This window comes from Williamsia sp. Y853 (assembly GCF_056786495.1).
This window is the reverse complement of sequence record NZ_JBXCJC010000001.1, coordinates 2,599,860-2,615,680: the sequence shown is the minus strand read 5'-3', so window position 1 is coordinate 2,615,680 and position 15,821 is coordinate 2,599,860. Positions and strand designations below refer to the sequence as shown.

The 15,821-nt window shown below is 64.0% G+C and carries 12 protein-coding genes; 5 read left to right on the top strand and 7 right to left on the bottom strand.

What is annotated here, in order from left to right; all coding sequences use genetic code 11:
* Positions 1-1,140, top strand: a 1,140-nt coding sequence (locus AC1TPF_RS12010; protein WP_482143967.1) for an HNH endonuclease signature motif containing protein, incomplete at its 5' end; no start/stop codon positions are given.
* Positions 1,141-1,159: 19 nt separating this feature from the next.
* Here AC1TPF_RS12010 and AC1TPF_RS12005 read toward each other — a convergent pair.
* Positions 1,160-3,064 (bottom strand): multicopper oxidase family protein, encoded by a 1,905-nt coding sequence (locus tag AC1TPF_RS12005; RefSeq protein WP_482144095.1) that lies wholly within the window; start codon positions 3,062-3,064, stop codon positions 1,160-1,162.
* A gap of 156 nt (positions 3,065-3,220) precedes the next feature.
* Here AC1TPF_RS12005 and AC1TPF_RS12000 point away from each other — a divergent pair, with 156 nt between their 5' ends.
* Positions 3,221-3,787 carry a TetR/AcrR family transcriptional regulator gene (locus AC1TPF_RS12000; RefSeq protein ID WP_482143966.1) on the top strand — a complete coding sequence of 189 codons (567 nt, stop codon included), beginning with the start codon at positions 3,221-3,223 and terminating at the stop codon, positions 3,785-3,787.
* A 26-nt stretch (positions 3,788-3,813) separates the two neighbouring features.
* On the opposite strand, the gene AC1TPF_RS11995 is transcribed toward AC1TPF_RS12000, so the two are convergent.
* The 6 genes from AC1TPF_RS11995 to AC1TPF_RS11970 all read right to left on the bottom strand — a co-directional run bounded on the left by AC1TPF_RS11995 (position 3,814) and on the right by AC1TPF_RS11970 (position 12,194).
* Positions 3,814-4,377 carry a dihydrofolate reductase family protein gene (locus AC1TPF_RS11995; protein ID WP_482143964.1) on the bottom strand — a complete coding sequence of 188 codons (564 nt, stop codon included), beginning with the start codon at positions 4,375-4,377 and terminating at the stop codon, positions 3,814-3,816.
* 90 nt (positions 4,378-4,467) lie between these two features.
* Positions 4,468-5,109, bottom strand: a complete 642-nt coding sequence (locus AC1TPF_RS11990; RefSeq protein WP_482134917.1) for a biliverdin-producing heme oxygenase — start codon at positions 5,107-5,109, stop codon at positions 4,468-4,470.
* A 50-nt stretch (positions 5,110-5,159) separates the two neighbouring features.
* A complete protein-coding gene (locus tag AC1TPF_RS11985; RefSeq protein ID WP_482134918.1) occupies positions 5,160-6,143 on the bottom strand; it encodes an endonuclease/exonuclease/phosphatase family protein in 984 nt (327 codons plus the stop codon).
* On the bottom strand, positions 6,140-9,169 hold the full coding sequence (locus AC1TPF_RS11980) for a bifunctional [glutamine synthetase] adenylyltransferase/[glutamine synthetase]-adenylyl-L-tyrosine phosphorylase (protein WP_482134919.1): 3,030 nt from the start codon (positions 9,167-9,169) through the stop codon (positions 6,140-6,142). Before AC1TPF_RS11980 ends, AC1TPF_RS11985 begins: the two co-directional genes overlap by 4 nt.
* A 66-nt stretch (positions 9,170-9,235) precedes the next feature.
* Complete coding sequence (locus tag AC1TPF_RS11975) at positions 9,236-10,579, bottom strand: glutamine synthetase family protein (protein ID WP_482134920.1); 1,344 nt, start codon at positions 10,577-10,579, stop codon at positions 9,236-9,238.
* An 85-nt stretch (positions 10,580-10,664) separates the two neighbouring features.
* Positions 10,665-12,194 carry an alpha/beta hydrolase gene (locus AC1TPF_RS11970; RefSeq protein WP_482144093.1) on the bottom strand — a complete coding sequence of 510 codons (1,530 nt, stop codon included), beginning with the start codon at positions 12,192-12,194 and terminating at the stop codon, positions 10,665-10,667.
* Between the two features lie 224 nt (positions 12,195-12,418).
* On the opposite strand from AC1TPF_RS11970, the gene panB reads away from it, so the two are divergent.
* The 3 genes from panB to AC1TPF_RS11955 are packed head-to-tail and all read left to right on the top strand — an operon-like array spanning position 12,419 to position 15,799.
* Entirely contained in the window at positions 12,419-13,270 is an 852-nt protein-coding gene (gene panB, locus AC1TPF_RS11965; protein ID WP_482134921.1) for a 3-methyl-2-oxobutanoate hydroxymethyltransferase, read from the top strand.
* Positions 13,271-13,292: 22 nt separating this feature from the next.
* Positions 13,293-14,282 carry a prolyl aminopeptidase gene (gene pip / locus AC1TPF_RS11960; protein WP_482143962.1) on the top strand — a complete coding sequence of 330 codons (990 nt, stop codon included), beginning with the start codon at positions 13,293-13,295 and terminating at the stop codon, positions 14,280-14,282.
* Positions 14,279-15,799: a CYTH and CHAD domain-containing protein gene (locus AC1TPF_RS11955; protein ID WP_482143961.1), complete on the top strand. Its 1,521-nt coding sequence runs from the start codon at positions 14,279-14,281 to the stop codon at positions 15,797-15,799. The genes pip and AC1TPF_RS11955 overlap by 4 nt, the downstream gene beginning before the upstream one ends.
* Positions 15,800-15,821: the final 22 nt, after the last annotated feature.

Genomic DNA, 15,821 nt, shown 5'->3' with positions numbered 1-15,821 from the left:
TCCACCGCCGAAGAGATGACGCTGATCATGGCCAGGCTGGAGAAGCTGGCCATGGCCACGTGCAAAGCTGACCCACGGAAAAAGTCTGATCGGATGGCCGATGCATTGTTCGCCACGGTGATGGGCCGTGAGTTCATTTGTGAATGCCCGAATGACCCCAAGCATCCCTGCACAGCAGAGATTGTCACTGTTCCTGCCGGACAAGTTATCTCAGGCGTGGACGTGAAGATCGTGCTGCACGTGATCACCGACCAGCCGACCCTCGAAGGAACCGCAACCAACCCCGGATTCATGGACGGACACGGTGTCATCTCCGGCGATCACATTCGTGACATCGCTGCCCGCCCCGAAACCGTGCAGCGGCCGATGGGCAACAAGCCCGCACCCGCTACCGTGCAGCCCGAGCCTCAACCCGAACCCGCGCTGCCGCAGTCTGCAGCCGCCCCTGCACAACCAGCACCCGAGCAGCCCGAACCAGTGCAGCCTGCACCCGAGCGGCCCGAACCGGAGACACCAAAGACAAAGCGGCCGAAAATATACATGCGCGGACCACAGAACCCACCAGCCGAGAGCGGCATAGTCACCGCCCCGTTCCCTCAAGTCATTCCACTCCCGGCCACCCAGCCTGGTGACCAGTACCGGCCCTCGGTTGTCCTGGACAGTTACCTCCGGATCCGCGATGTCTACTGCATGTGGCCCGGCTGTGAGCACAAGGCATGGGGCGCCGACCTCGACCACACCTGCGAGTACAACCACAACGACCCCGACGCCGGTGGCTGCACGCACCCCTCAGAGATGAAGACACTGTGCCGTTTTCACCACCTGCTCAAGACCTACTCCGACTGGCTTGACGACCAGTACCCCGACCCCGAGACCGGGCGGACCCGGCTGATATTCACCACTCCCGAACGCCGCAACTACCACGGCCCGGGCTGGACCGGCGACGACCTGTTCCCGACGTTGCGGTTGATCGTCTTCGACAACCAACGCGGCTCACCAAGCCGACTACGACCGCCAAGTTCACCGTCACGGCAGCAACCACGCACTGCTGCCAAACACGCACGCCGACAGCAAGAACGCCAACGGAACCGCCGACTCCGAGAAGAACAGGAAAGGAACACTCCCCCGGCGCCATTCTGACGCTACGCGATTGCGGCGGTTACTCGACCGTCCGGAACCTGAGCATCATGTCGTGATCTTCGTGATCGAGGAGGTGGCAGTGCCAGACATAACCCTGCAGCATGGCCGGGATGTCTCCGTGCCCGTCGGAATGTTGATGGTGTGGAGGCGCCGCCTGATCGGGTTCAGGTGTGGCCTGCTCCACCTCTGGCTCCGGTTCGGGCATCGTCTCCGGCACAACAGGTTCGGCGGCCGGGAGGTTTACGGGCAACGTGGTCGGGTCGGAGGAGAACATCGCATCGGGGTCGAATTGCAGTTCTTCTGCGGTCGGGAAGCGGACAACGATCCTGGTCACGGTTCCCGGATCAACGCGAACGGTGTCCTTCCAACCGGCCTCCCAACGCGCAGGCACCACCATCGGGCCTGCGAGGAAGTTCGTCGGATCGGGCGTCCACTTCACGCCGATGGCCGGTTGTGGATGTGCCGCCTGGTAATCGACGGTCCGCAGCGGGGTCCGTCCCAGAATCCGAACGGTCACCAGATGGATGTGAATCGGATGCGGATCATCGGTGATGTTGACGATGTTCCAGATCTCGGTGGTCCCCTGCTTCGGCGTCTCGATCTGCGGATCCGAGAACCGAAGGTTGTTGAGCGACATGATGGCAGGTGGATTTCGGAGTGCGTAAGGCTGGCTCACCGTGACAGTGCGTTCCAACGTCGGTTTTGCCAACGGCGGCAACGCCACCGGCAGGCCATACCCACCACGCAGTTCGGTCGGAACCGGCTTGGTGAAACCCGCCCCGCCAGTGGACTTGAAACGGCAGAACACGGGCATCGCCACTGCGCCCAGGATCTTGGCCTGGAACGGCGGCGCCTCGTCGTTGCAGAGCTCCACTGTTTCGCCGGCGGACATTCCGGAGAAGTCGACCAGCAGGTCATAGCGTTCGGCCGGGGCGACTTTGATCGAGCGGACAGGTTCCGGAGCTCCCAACAAACCGTGTTCGTTGCCGATGACCCAGAACTGCATCCGGTTGGAAAAGAACAGATTCCACACACTGAAGGATGCGGCATTGATGAGCCGGAAACGATAGAGCCCACGATCGACCTGCAGCTGCGGCCAGGCCTTGCCATTGACCAGACCGACGTCGCCGACCGCACCGCCCTCCCAACCACCTTCCGGCACAAACAAAGTCGAACGAAGACTCTGATGCCCGTCGGCAGAGAACAACTTCTCCTGCAGAATCAACGGCATCTCGTAGTCACCGGCAGGCAATGTCAGCGGATTGCCCTCCCGACCGGTGTCGTGGTCGTCGCGCAGGAAGTACATGCCCGCCAGGCCGGCGGTGATGTTGGCGCGGGTGATGCCCATGGCGTGGTCGTGGTACCAGAGATGACCGGCCTCCTGCCGATGCGGAAAGAAGTGGGTCGCCGTGCCACCGCCCGGCAACAGGAGTCGCTGCGGGTGGCCGTCGCTGTCGGGCGCACTGACACCACCGTGAAGATGCAGATTGGTGGGCGGATGCGTCCGCCACGACTCCGCGACCCCGTGTATCGAAGTATCCAGGTCGGCGCCGAACGGATGTCCGTCAATGGCGTTGGTGAGCGTGACGAGTCCCGGTTGATCAACATGCGCTTCGATCGTCGGCCCCAGGTACGACATGTCGTTGAACCCGAACGCCGGAGAAGCAGGCAGATCGCCATGGAAGTTCGTGCGCGTGGTTTTCGCGGTCAGATGCAGTTCACTGCCACTGATCACCGGCGGACGCGGCATGTCGTCGACAAACTTGCGCATCGTCGGCGAATGAAAGAGAAGCGGGCTGTCGAATGGAGGATCCGGGATTGGCGGCCCCGCACCGGCAACGCCTGTGCGGGTCGCAACGAAGCCCGCTGCGGCCGCGACGGCCGCACCCCGCAATGCGGTGCGGCGATCGATCTGCTTACCCAAATTCACCCGGCCTCCGATCCGCCCCGATTGAGGCGGCCGTCACACTACCCTACTGCAGGGTATGGGCGAAGATGCCCGCCGATCGTCCGACGTATGATCGGATTCATGCGCCCGAATCGAGACATCCCTGCTGGATCCGATTGCGTGGCGCGATAATTGGCCACTCGATCGAAGCGGGACACGAGCTCACGGCTGTCGATGCAGGACTGGCTGGACGCGGCACTCGACCTCCTCATCCGTGAAGGTGTGGGTGAGGTCAAGATCAGCCGCCTGTGCGAAGAACTCCACGTGACGAAGGGCAGTTTCTACTGGCACTTCGAGGACATCAACGCACTGATGAACGCGCTCGCCGACCACTGGAAGACTACTCAGGTCGAGTCCCTGCGCGGCCTGGCCGACATCGAGAACATCCCCGCCGACCAGCGACTCGAGCAGATGGCCGGGATGCTGGTCGAACGCAACTGGTCGGTCGAGGCCGCGATCAGGGAATGGGCGCTGCGGAACGAAGAAGTCGCCAAGTCGGTCCGTGAGCTCGATCGCCGGATCTTCGACCTCGTCCGCGAAGCGCTCATCGAGCTGAACCTCAGCGAACAGGACGCCCGACTACGCGCCGGACTCCTGGTCTACGCCGGCATCGGGTTCATCCACGGCCACGCCAGCCTCCCGACACCGACCAGCGACGACATCCGCGCATTGTTCGCAATACTCGTCGGCGATCGCTGATCGGATTCGCTCCGCGTCGGGTTCCCTCAGTGCAGGACGTCGAAGACCTGTTTGGTGATGCCGTTGCCGTACGCCGCGTGCTCGGTGAGCTTCAGCTTGGTGGCGTCCTTGTCGGCCTCACTGAACAGGCGTTTGCCTGCGCCGAGCAAGAGCGGGAACACCAGCAGGTGATAGCGGTCGACCAAGCCGGCGTCGGCCAGACTGCGACCGAGAGTCGCGCTGCCGTGCACGGCGATCGGGCCGCCCTCGGTTTCTTTGAGCGCGGCCACGTCATCAACCGACCTCAGGATCGTGGCAGGCCAGCGCGCATCGTCCGTTTCCAGAGTTGTCGACACCACGTATCGGGGCATCGCATTGTATTCGGCGAAGTCGTCCATAGTCGGCCACACCGGGGCGAACGCCTCGTATGAAGTCCTGCCCAACAGCAGCGCGGTGGTCTCCTGCTGTTCGGTGCCCTTGATCTCATAGGCCGCCGGATCGAACTCGACGTCCTTGAAGGTCCATCCGGAGTTCCGGTAGCCCGGCTCGCCGCCCGGGGCCTCCATGACCCCGTCGAGTGAGACAAAAGCAGTGACGATCAGCGTTCGCATAATGATTCTCCTTGTTGAGTGGTTCCTACACTCACGTCGAATGAACTCCGCTGATATCGACAACAGCGCGCAGGAAAAATCATCGGCGCTCTAGCCGGTGTGCACGCCCAGTTCGGCGAACAGCGCCTCGTTGAAGCCGAAGGCCCGCACTGCCTCGTCGAGAAGACGCGTCACCGCTTCTTCATCGAGACCCAATCCATCGATCGACTCGGCGTAGGCGTCCTTGAATCGCTTCAGCTTGTCGATGTCGAAGTTGTAGAAAGTCAAGACGTCATCGGTCAGTCCGTAATGCAGCTTCAGCCGACTCCGGACGATCTGGCCGCCTGAGAGGTCACCCAGGTACCGCGTGTAGTGGTGTGCCACAAAGGCAACCGGATCAGCGGCGCTGTCCCGGATACACGCGGCGTACTGGGCGGTCGCTGGGAGCAACTCGATGTCAGACACCGAGATCCCGAGCGCGTCGAGGTCGGCGGTCAGCCGTGGCAGGCGCCGCAGACGCTCGTCCATCACCGCACCGGCGATCGGATCGTCGACGAGCTGATCACACACCGATTCCAGAGCCTCATAGATGAAGTACTGCTGCGCCGCCATCGCCCGGTAGGCGTCGACGGTCAGCTCACCCTCCATGAGATTTCCGATGAACGCGGCGCCTTCTGCCCGAGTGTGCGCACTCGCTGTTGCCGCACGCAACCGATCCATTGTCGTGCCCGATGCAACAGGTGTTTCCGTCATCGCGTCCTCTTTCGAACCAATGGGTCGAACCTCACCAGGTTAGGTGAACCTCAGTTAGGTATAAGTGATACCACCAGTCCGCGATGGTCGGCATCCTCGATCCCAAAACTGTCCAGTTCCACCGCGGTGAATCCGCGCGAGATCACGTGGTCGATCCCGATCGCAGGCGGATAGCTGCGGCCCGCCGGAAAGGTCATCTTCCAGCCGGCCCCGGACTGATCGGTGGCGTCGGCGAATCCGTCGGTCAGCAGATCGCGGAACTGCTTGTGGTCCCAGGTCGAATTGAAGTCGCCGCTGACGATCACCCGCTCGGTGGCCGTCGAGTGGACGATCCCGCGTAGACGTTTCATCTCCTCGACCCAGCGCCACGGATCGTACGGATAAGGCGGAATCGGGTGCACGGCAAAAACTGTGGTGTTCGCGGCACCAGGGAGGTCGACTTCGACCCGGAGATTGTTGAGCCCGAAGCCGTCCAGCTCCGCGGTGTTTCGCAGTGGATAGCGGCTGAAGATCCCGGTCCCCACACCACCTTCGCCGGGTACGACGAACTCGTACGGCAGCAGGCTCCGCACATCGGTCTTCTCGATCCGTTCGAGCGCTTCGGGCGTCAGTTCCTCGACCGTGAGCAGATGCGCCCTGCTGGCCCGCACCTGTGCCACCAACTCCTCGACGTTGGCCTCACCGAGCGTGATGTTGGACTGGACCACCACGATTCGCTCGCCGGACGGTGCATCCGAAGCGATGAACAGTGGCGCCTGCGTCCAGATGCCGACGCCGAGCAGGGTCACCGTCAGAGCCGTGGTGAGCCACCGCTGTGTGACGGCCAGGATGATGGCCGCCGGAATGCCGGCGAGCAGGAGCCACGGCACCGCACTGGCGAATGCAGTGGAAACCCGCCCCTTGCCGGGATAGAAGTGCAGCCAGATCGCCGCGACGACGGCCCCGAGCAGCGCCCAGCCCAGAAGCACGGCAACCAGATACAGAACCTTGAATACCGGACCACGCCCGGCGAGGCGTTCCGAAGTCCGCCTCACCCGCCGAAGACCTTCAGCACCACAGCCTTGGCCCGGCGCGTGACCCGCAAGTAGTTGTCCAAGAACACCCCCGAGTCGTCGTCATGCCAGCCGGCGGCAAAAGCGACCGCACGCAACGCTTTACCTGGTCCGGGAAGTTGGTCGATGGCCTTTCCGCGCACCAGCACCAATGCGTTGCGCGCCTTTGTCGCGGTCAGCCACGCCTCTTTCAGGAGCATCACATCTTCTTCGGCGAGCAGTTCGGCCGCGCCGATCGCGTCGAGACATTCCAGGGTCGATGTGTTGTGCAGCGCCGGGATCCGGTGGGCGTGCCGCAACTGCAGCAGCTGAACCGTCCACTCGACGTCAGCCAGACCACCGCGTCCCAGCTTCGTGTGGGTCGCGGGATCGGCACCTCGCGGCAACCGCTCGGCGTCGACGCGGGCCTTGATCCGGCGGATCTCCCGAACCGCGTCGGACGAGACACCGCCGGACGGATAACGGATCTTGTCGGCCATGTGCAGAAAAGCGAGGCCGACCTCGTCGTCACCGGCCACCTGATGAGCCCGCAACAGCGCCTGGACCTCCCAGGCCTGTGCCCACTGCTCGTAGTAGGCCGCATAGGCCGCAAGCGTGCGGACGACGGGACCGTTGCGGCCCTCCGGACGCAAACCGGTGTCGACCTCGAGGGGCGGATCGGCGCTGGGTGTCCCGAGCAACGATCGCACCTTGTCCGCGACACTGTTGGCCCATCGCACCGCTTCGGCGTCGTCGACGCCTTTTTCCGGTTCACAGACGAAGAGCACATCGGCATCGGATCCGTAGCCGAGTTCACCGCCGCCGAGCCGGCCCATGCCGATCACTGCGATGCGCGCCGGTGCGGGTGAACCACGTTCGGCGACAGAGGCATTCACCACGACCTGCAGAGCCGCATTGAGCACCCCGGCCCACACGAGCGACAGCGCCCGGCAGACCTCGGGGACGTCGTACATGCCGAGGAGGTCCGCCGAGGCGATCCGGGCGAGCTCTCCGCGGCGATGCGAACGGGCCACGGAGATCGCCATCTTGACGTCGCGGTGCCGGAGGGCCGAGGCGACCATGCCTGCCACCACGTCCTCCGAGTCGACCTCGGTCAGTTTCGGGCCACTGGCCCCGTCGGCGTAGAGGCGGATCACGTCGGGCGTCCGCATCAGCAACTCTGCGGCGTACACCGAGGTACCGAGCACGGTCATCAGGCGCTCGGCGACGACACCTTCGTCCCGGAGCAACCGCAAGAACCAGTCCCGGTCCGCCGCTGCGTCACACAACCGCCGGTAGTTCAACAGTCCCGCATCGGGATCCGGTGTGCGGCTGAGCCATTCGAGCAAGGTCGGAAGCAGGAGTTCCTGAATCTGCCCCTTACGACCAGCCGTGGAGACCAAGGCTTTGAGATGCCCGAGGGCGTTCTCCGGTTTGGTGTAGCCCAGGGCGGCAAGCCGCCGGACCGCTGAACTGGTCGACAGGCGCAACTCGTCCTTCTCGAAACGGGTGACCGCTTCGAGCAATGGACGATAGAAGAGCTTTTCGTGCAACTTGCGCACCCGATAAGACTGTCTACGGACTTCCTCGCGCAGCGTGCTACCGGCATCGAGGTCGCCCTCCGGCCGGATGTGGGCCGCGCGGGCCAGCCAGCGCACCGCCTCATAGTCGTCGAACTCCGGCAAGGTGTGGGTTCGCTTGAGCCGCTGCAACTGCAGGCAATGTTCCAGCAATCGCAAGAACTCGTAGGACGCAATAAGATTGGCGCCGTCATCGCGACCGACATAACCACCGTCCCGCAAGACGGTCAGCGCCTCCACGGTGCTCTTGACCCGGAGCGACTCATCCACACGCCCGTGCACCATCTGCAACAGCTGGACGGCGAACTCCACGTCCCGCAGCCCGCCCCGACCGAGCTTGATCTCGCGCACCCGCAGATCTTCGGGTAGCTGGGACTCCACCCGCCGGCGCATCGCCTGAACATCGACAACGAAGTCCTCGCGCTCGGAGGCCTCCCAGACCATCGGACTGACGGCGTCGACATAGGCGCGCCCGAGCTCCATGTCCCCGGTCATCGGGCGAGCCTTGAGCAGGGCCTGGAACTCCCAGGTCTTCGCCCAGCGCCGGTAGTAGGTCAGATGCGATTCGAGGGTCCGGGTCAGTGCACCGGCCTTGCCCTCGGGGCGTAGTGCGGCATCGACCTCGAAGAAGGCCAGAGAGCCGACCCGCATCATCTCCCCTGCGATCCGGCTCGTCTCGGCGTCGGCGGGTTCGCTGACGAAGATGACGTCGACGTCGCTGACGTAGTTCAACTCTCGCGCACCACATTTGCCCATCGCGACAACCGCGAGCCTGGATTTCAGCGGTTTGTCACCGCAGACTTCTGCGATGCCCACCGCGAGCGCCGCGGTCAGTGCCGCGTCGGCGAGGTCGGCAAGGTAGGCGCCGACTTCACTGAACCGCATGACCGGTTCATCCTCGACGGTCGGCGCCAGGTCCCGGGCAGCCAACTGCAGCAGCAGGTTGCGGTAGGCCAACCGGAGCGCGAGAACCGACTTCGGACCGGTGAGATGCGCACGGAAGACCAGGTTTCCGTCATCGGCGCCGGTTCCGTGATCGTTGTATGCGGGCTCCGGCTGCGCGTCCACCGAATCGAGCATCAATTGCCTGACCTCGTCGAGACCGGGCAGATCGGGGCGGGTCAGCAGTCGCCAGGCCTCCGGCTCTGCGACGAGGTGATCGCCGAGCGCGGTGGACGAACCGAGGACCGCGAACAACCGGCCGCGGAAACTGCGGTCCGTGCGCAGGAGGCGATCGATCTCGGCCCACTCCGCTTCGACCGCACTACGCAGGCGTACCAGAGCGCGCAGGGCGATATCGGCGCTGGGCGCGCGCGACAACGCCCACAACAGGTCGATGCTTGCTTCGTCACCCCAGCCGAGTTCGGCCAGGTCCGCGGCGGCGGTCGGTTCGAGCAGACCGAGTCGGCCGACGCTGGGAACTCGGGATCGGGACGCAGGTGGTGTCACAGAGGTAAACCGTACTGCGCGAGGTCCCGGTCACACCATGACCCCACCCGGAGCCCGCGAGCAGCTCTAGAGCGCCAAATAGTTCTGCAGCTCAAAAGGTGTCACCTGACTGCGGTAGTTGGTCCACTCCGCCCACTTGTTGCGCAAGAAGTACTCGAAGACGTGCTCTCCGAGGGCCTCTGCGACCAGTTCGGACTTCTCCATCTTCGTGAGTGCCTCGGCCAACGACCCCGGCAACTCCTTGTAGCCCATGGCGCGACGCTCTGCGGGAGTCAACGAGAACACGTCGTCCTCGGCGTGCTCGGGAAGTTCGTAGCCTTCCTTGATGCCCTTGAGCCCCGCGGCCAGCAGGACGGCAAATGTCAGGTACGGGTTGCAGGCCGAGTCGGGGCTGCGGACCTCGATACGCCGCGACGACGCCTTGTTCGGTGTGTAGAGCGGCAATCGAATGAGGGCGGAACGGTTCGCCGCACCCCAGCTCGCGGCGGTCGGAGCCTCACCACCGTGGATGAGTCGCTTGTAGCTGTTGACCCACTGGTTGGTGATCGCACTGATCTCATCGGCATGATGCAGGATGCCTGCGATGAACTGCTTACCGGTTGTCGACAGCTGCATCGGATCGTCGGGGTTGTGGAAGGCGTTCGTGTCGCCCTCGAACAAGCTCATGTGGGTGTGCATCGCCGAACCGGCGTGCTGACTGAACGGCTTCGGCATAAACGTGGCCCACACGTTTTCCGAGATCGCGACCTCTTTGACGACGTAGCGGAACGTCATCACGTTGTCGGCCATCGACAGCGCGTCGGCGTACCGCAGGTCGATCTCCTGCTGGCCCGGTGCCGCCTCGTGGTGCGAGAACTCGACCGAGATGCCCATCGACTCGAGTGCGTCGATGGCATGGCGGCGGAAGTTGGGTGCCGAATCGTGCACGGCCTGATCGAAGTAGCCACCACCGTCGGCGGGGATCGGCACCGAGCCGTCGAGCAACGGCGGGTTCTTCAGCAGGAAGAACTCGATCTCGGGATGGACGTAGCAACTGAAACCCTGATCGGCGGCCTTGTTCAGCTGGCGACGCAACACATGCCGCGAATCGGCCCACGACGGTTCGCCGTCGGGCATCACGATGTCGCAGAACATGCGGGCGGAGTGCGGCCTGCCTGCGCTGGTGGTCCACGGCAGGACCTGGAATGTGGAGGGATCAGGCTTGGCGATGGTGTCGGCTTCCGACACCCGCGAGAAGCCCTCGATCGCCGATCCGTCGAAGCCGATCCCCTCGGCAAAAGCACCCTCTAGCTCGGCGGGCGCAATGGCAACCGACTTCAGGTAACCCAGTACGTCGGTGAACCAAAGGCGGACAAAGCGAATGTCGCGCTCTTCGAGGGTTCGGAGCACGAATTCTTTTTGGCGATCCATGACAAACGAGCCTAGGAGTGCCCTGTTAAATGCATGTTACGGACGCGCATCATCCAGAATATCCTGGGCATTTCAGCCAAAATTCTCAGCATGTGAGGCCTTCATCCGGCAATGTGAGATCAACGAAGTACGCCGTGACCGCATCGTCGACGCAGTCCTTACCCTCGAGCGACGCGGTGTGCTGGTCACCCTCGAACGTGATGAGCCGGGCACCAAGCTCTTTCGCGAGTGCAACACCCGCCTCATAAGGGGTCGCCGGGTCGTTGGTCGTGGAGATGACAACCGTCGTCGGCAGGCCCTCCACGTTCAACTCGTGCGGCGTGCTGGTTGGCGGAACCGGCCAGAACGCGCAGGCATCTCGGGCACCGACCCCGGTCCCCCGGCCGTCATCGGCGAACGGTGCCGCCCGGCGCGCCTCGGTGTCGAGCCGATCGAGTGTCGCCTGGTCGGTGATCGGCGGGTCGTCGACGCACCGGATCGCGGTGAAGGCATCGGAATTGTTGCTGTAGAGACCCTGCTCGTCTCGCCCCTCGTAGATGTCGGCGAGTCGAAGCAGGGTGTCACCGTTGTTTCGCGCCAACTGCTCCAGACCCTCACGCAGCGGATCCCACAGCGCATCGCTGTACAGCGCCTGGATGACCCCTGTCATCGCGTCACCGTAGGTCAGGGTCCGGCCCAGACCCGTCGGTGCCGGCCGGTCGATCAACGGTCGGGTGAGCTCCTGGAAACGGGTGGTCGCCAGCGCCGGGTCATCCCCCAGCGGACACCCACCGCGCTCTATGCAATCAGCGGCGAAGGCATCGAACGCGGACTGGAAACCAGCCATCTGTTTGATGGTGTCCTCCACCGGATCCGCTGCCGGATCGACCGCACCGTCGTTGACCATCGCCCGCACCTCGGACGGGAACTGTTCGGCATAGGCCGCCCCGATCCGGGTGCCGTAGGAATAGCCGAGATAGTTGAGCTTGTCGTCGCCGAGCGCCGCGCGCAGAACATCGAGATCTTTGACCACATCAACTGTCCCGATGTGCGAGAGGTACTCGGCCCCCATGCGCTGCTCGCACTTCTCGGCGGTTTCCCTGGCTAGCTGTTCCTGCTTCGCGATACCGGCCGGGGTCATGTCGGCCAGGGTCAGCGCCCGCTGCTCATCCCGTTCGGCATCTGTGAGGCAACGGATTTCCGGTGTCGATTTACCGATCCCCCGCGGATCGAATCCGATCAGATCGAATCGCTCGGCGAGGTCGAGATCGGCGAAGTCCGAGGCCTGCCCCGCCAGGAAATCCACGCCGGAGCCGCCGGGGCCGCCAGGATTCATCAACAACGAACCGATCTTGTCGCCGCCGGCGCGCACCCGCAGGATCGCGATCTCGGCGGTATCTCCGTCGGGGTTGTCGTAGTCGACGGGGACCGTCACGGTGGTGCAGTCGGTCCGGTCCTCGGGGTATCCGAACGACTCCTGATCGGCGTAGTCGTCGCACGATTCCCAATGGAGTCGCTGTCCGTAGAAGCGGTCCAGCGACGGCGACGGAGCGACACCCGAACTGAAGGTCGCGGGCTCTGCGGAACCGTCGAGATCGGTACTGCAACCGCCGACCACCAGTGCCGCTGCCGCCATTGCGGTGATCCCGCACAGGATGCCCCGTCTATCCCGTGCTCGTATCCTCACCAGTCACATCGTGCCACGCCGGCAACAGCGCACCGGCGTCCTGAGCAGCGCAGTTGTGACAAATTGCACACCACCAGGCGTTTCCCTGCTCGACCCGCGGTGCCACACTGGTGGGGTCATCCACCAACCCGGGTACCTGCGGATGCAGGACTCGAGGCACGAAAGAGACAATGATGTCCGAAACTTCGGTATATGGCGCTGCGCCCTCAGCAGACACTTCTTCTCCCCGCCGCCGCGCAACGCGCGTGCACCATCTGGCCCAGATGAAATCTGAGGGCGACAAATGGTCGATGCTCACCGCATACGACTACTCCAGTGCGCGCATCTTCGACGACGCACAGATCCCGGTCCTGCTGGTCGGCGACTCGGCAGCGAATGTGGTGTACGGATACGACACCACCATCCCGGTCACCATCGACGAACTGCTTCCGCTGGTCCGCGGTGTCGTCAAGGGTGCCCCGCACGCACTGATCGTCGCCGATCTGCCCTTCGGTAGCTACGAGGCCGGTTCGCAGCAGGCCCTCGAATCGTCGATCCGCTTCTTCAAGGAGGGTGGCGCGCACGCGGTCAAGCTCGAAGGCGGTGAACGTGTCGCCGATCAGATCGCGACGCTGACCGCAGCGGGTATCCCGGTCATGGCGCACATCGGCTTCACACCGCAGAGCGTCAACGGACTCGGTGGTTTCCGGGTCCAGGGCCGTGGTGACGGCGCCGATCAGCTCATCGCCGACGCGATCGCCGTCCAGGAGGCCGGCGCATTCGCTGTCGTGATGGAGATGGTGCCCGCAGACCTCGCCGGGCAGATCACCCGCAAGCTCACCATCCCGACCGTGGGTATCGGCGCAGGCAACGAAACCGACGCCCAGGTCCTCGTCTGGCAGGACATGGCCGGGTTCACACACGGCAAGACCGCCAAGTTCGTCAAGCGTTACGCCGATGTCGGTGGCGAATTGCGCCGCGCGGCAGAGCAGTACGCCGACGAGGTCCGTCGCGGCCAGTTCCCCGGCCCCGAGCACGCGTACTGACCGCACCCGGCATAGTGGGGGGATGCGCGACTTCTACCCCCCGATCGAGCCCTACGCCACCGGCCATCTCGATGTCGGTGACGGACAACAGATCTACTGGGAACAGAACGGTAACCCCACGGGCAAACCGGCAATCTTTGTACACGGTGGACCAGGCGGCGGCACCAGCCCGTCGCAACGGCAGTTCTTCAATCCAGACGCCTACCGCATCATCTTGTTCGACCAGCGCGGCTGCGGCCGGTCGACCCCGCACATCGCGGACGGCGGCGACCTGTCGGTGAACACCACCGATCACCTGATCGCCGATATGGAGCTGCTCCGCGAAGAGTTCGGGATCGAGCAGTGGCAGGTGTTCGGCGGCTCCTGGGGTTCGACGCTCGGTCTGGCCTACGCCCAGCGCCACCCCGATCGGGTGACCGAATTGGTGCTGCGTGGCATCTTCCTGCTTCGTCGCAGCGAGATCGATTGGTACTACAACGGCGGTGCGGCGAACATCTTCCCCGACCGCTGGGAGGGCTACCTCGAGCCGATCCCGGCCGACGAGCGTGACGGTGATCTCGTTGCCGCCTATCACCGGCTGCTGACCGGCGACGACCGTGAGAAGGCGGCCGCGGCCGCCCTCGCGTGGACCACATGGGAACAGACGACAAGCCATCTACTCCCCCAATCCGATGACGACAAGGACAGCGATCCGGCCCGGTATGCCCTCGCGTTCGCCGGCATCGAGAACCACTACTTCGTCAACGGCGGTTTCCTCGAAGACGGTCAGCTGCTGGCCAACGCGCATCTGATCGCCGACATCCCCGGTGTCATCGTGCAGGGCCGCTACGACGTGGTGTGCCCGGCCCGCAGCGCGTGGGACCTGCACCACGCCTGGCCGACCGCACAGCTGAATATCGTCGCCGATGCCGGACACGCATCGTTCGAACCCGGAATCCGGCATCATCTGATCGAGGCAACGGATCGTTTTGCCGGAGTCGGCAACCAGAGCAGCGGGAAGGACGCACGGTGAGCGCCCAGGAGACAACAGAAGTCGAACTCAAATACGACCTCGACACCAACGCCTCTGTCCCCGACCTGACGGTATTACCTGCGGTCCAGTCGGTATCGGGTCCGGTGATCGAACATCTCGACGCGACCTACTACGACACCGACGCGCTCGACCTCGCGGGCCACAAGATCACCCTCCGACGGCGAGAAGGTGGTCACGACGAGGGCTGGCACCTCAAGCGACCCGGCATCGGCACTCCCCTGGGCCGGCGCGAGATGCACGTCCCACTGCAGACCGCGGCCGATCCGTTCGCCGAGGTCGTTGTGCCGTCGGAGCTGACCGACCCGGTCGAGGTCCACATCCGCGGTCGACACCTGGCACCCATCGCAACCATTTCGACGATTCGCCGCATCACCGAGCTCAAGGACGCGCAGGGCGCGGTGCTCGCGGTGTTGTGCGAGGACTCGGTCGCCGCACAATCCCTGCTGCCCGGCGGTATCGCCCAGAGCTGGCGCGAATGGGAACTCGAATTGGTGACCGGTGACACCAAATTCTTATATGCCGCCGACGAGGTACTGCGCGCCAATGGTGCGCACACCGCCTCGAGTGTGTCGAAACTCGCGCGCGCCATCGGCACCACCCCGACCACTCATGACAGTTCTGACGGTGGTCGGCGTGCGAAGAGGTCCGGACTCGGCAAGAAGTCGACGGCGCTGGAACTGGTGGTCGCCGAGCTCGCCGAGCATCGCGACCACCTCATCGCCCATGATCCGCAGGTTCGGTGCAGTGCTCCCGACTCCGTCCACCAGATGCGGGTCGCGACCCGGCGAGCACGCAGCGTCCTGCGATCGTTCCCGGACGTCTTGCGAGGCACAGATGTCGAACAGCTCGAAGGCGAATTGAAGTATCTGGCAAGCGTTTTGGGCGATGCCCGGGACGCGGAAGTGCAGCTCGAGCGACATCGCCACCTACTCAAAGGCGAAGCCGCATCAGCGCATGTCACGCACGCACTGATCGACGGTCAACTCGAAACACAGCGCGTCGCACTGGCGATTACCATCGACTTCCTGCATTCCAAGCGATATTTCGATCTGCTGGACGAACTCGACCGGACCATCGCGGAACCGCAACCGGGTGTCGACGCCGAGGAGAAGGCCCGTGTGGTCTTCGACAAGGCCGTCGCGCACAGCACCAAACGTGTTCGCAAGGCGCACAAGAAGCTCATCGGCATGACCGAAGGTTCGGCAGAGTGGGTCGAGCAACTACACACCCTGCGCAAACGCGCGAAACAGCTGCGGTACACCACCGATTCCGGGATCCGGCTGAACACCGACAAGTACCGGAAGCTCGGCAAGAAGGCCAAACGGGCCCAGAGCGCTCTCGGGGATTTCCACGACGCCGTCATCAGCCGCAGCCATATTGCACTTCTGGCCATGGGATCCGATGTCAGCGTGGCTGACGCGTATGTGTACGGGCGTCTCGACGCCCGCGAAGAAGCCGCTGCGGCGCGGAATCTCGCGACGTACCGGCCCGTGTAGTCGCCACCGTCGCTCGCACCCG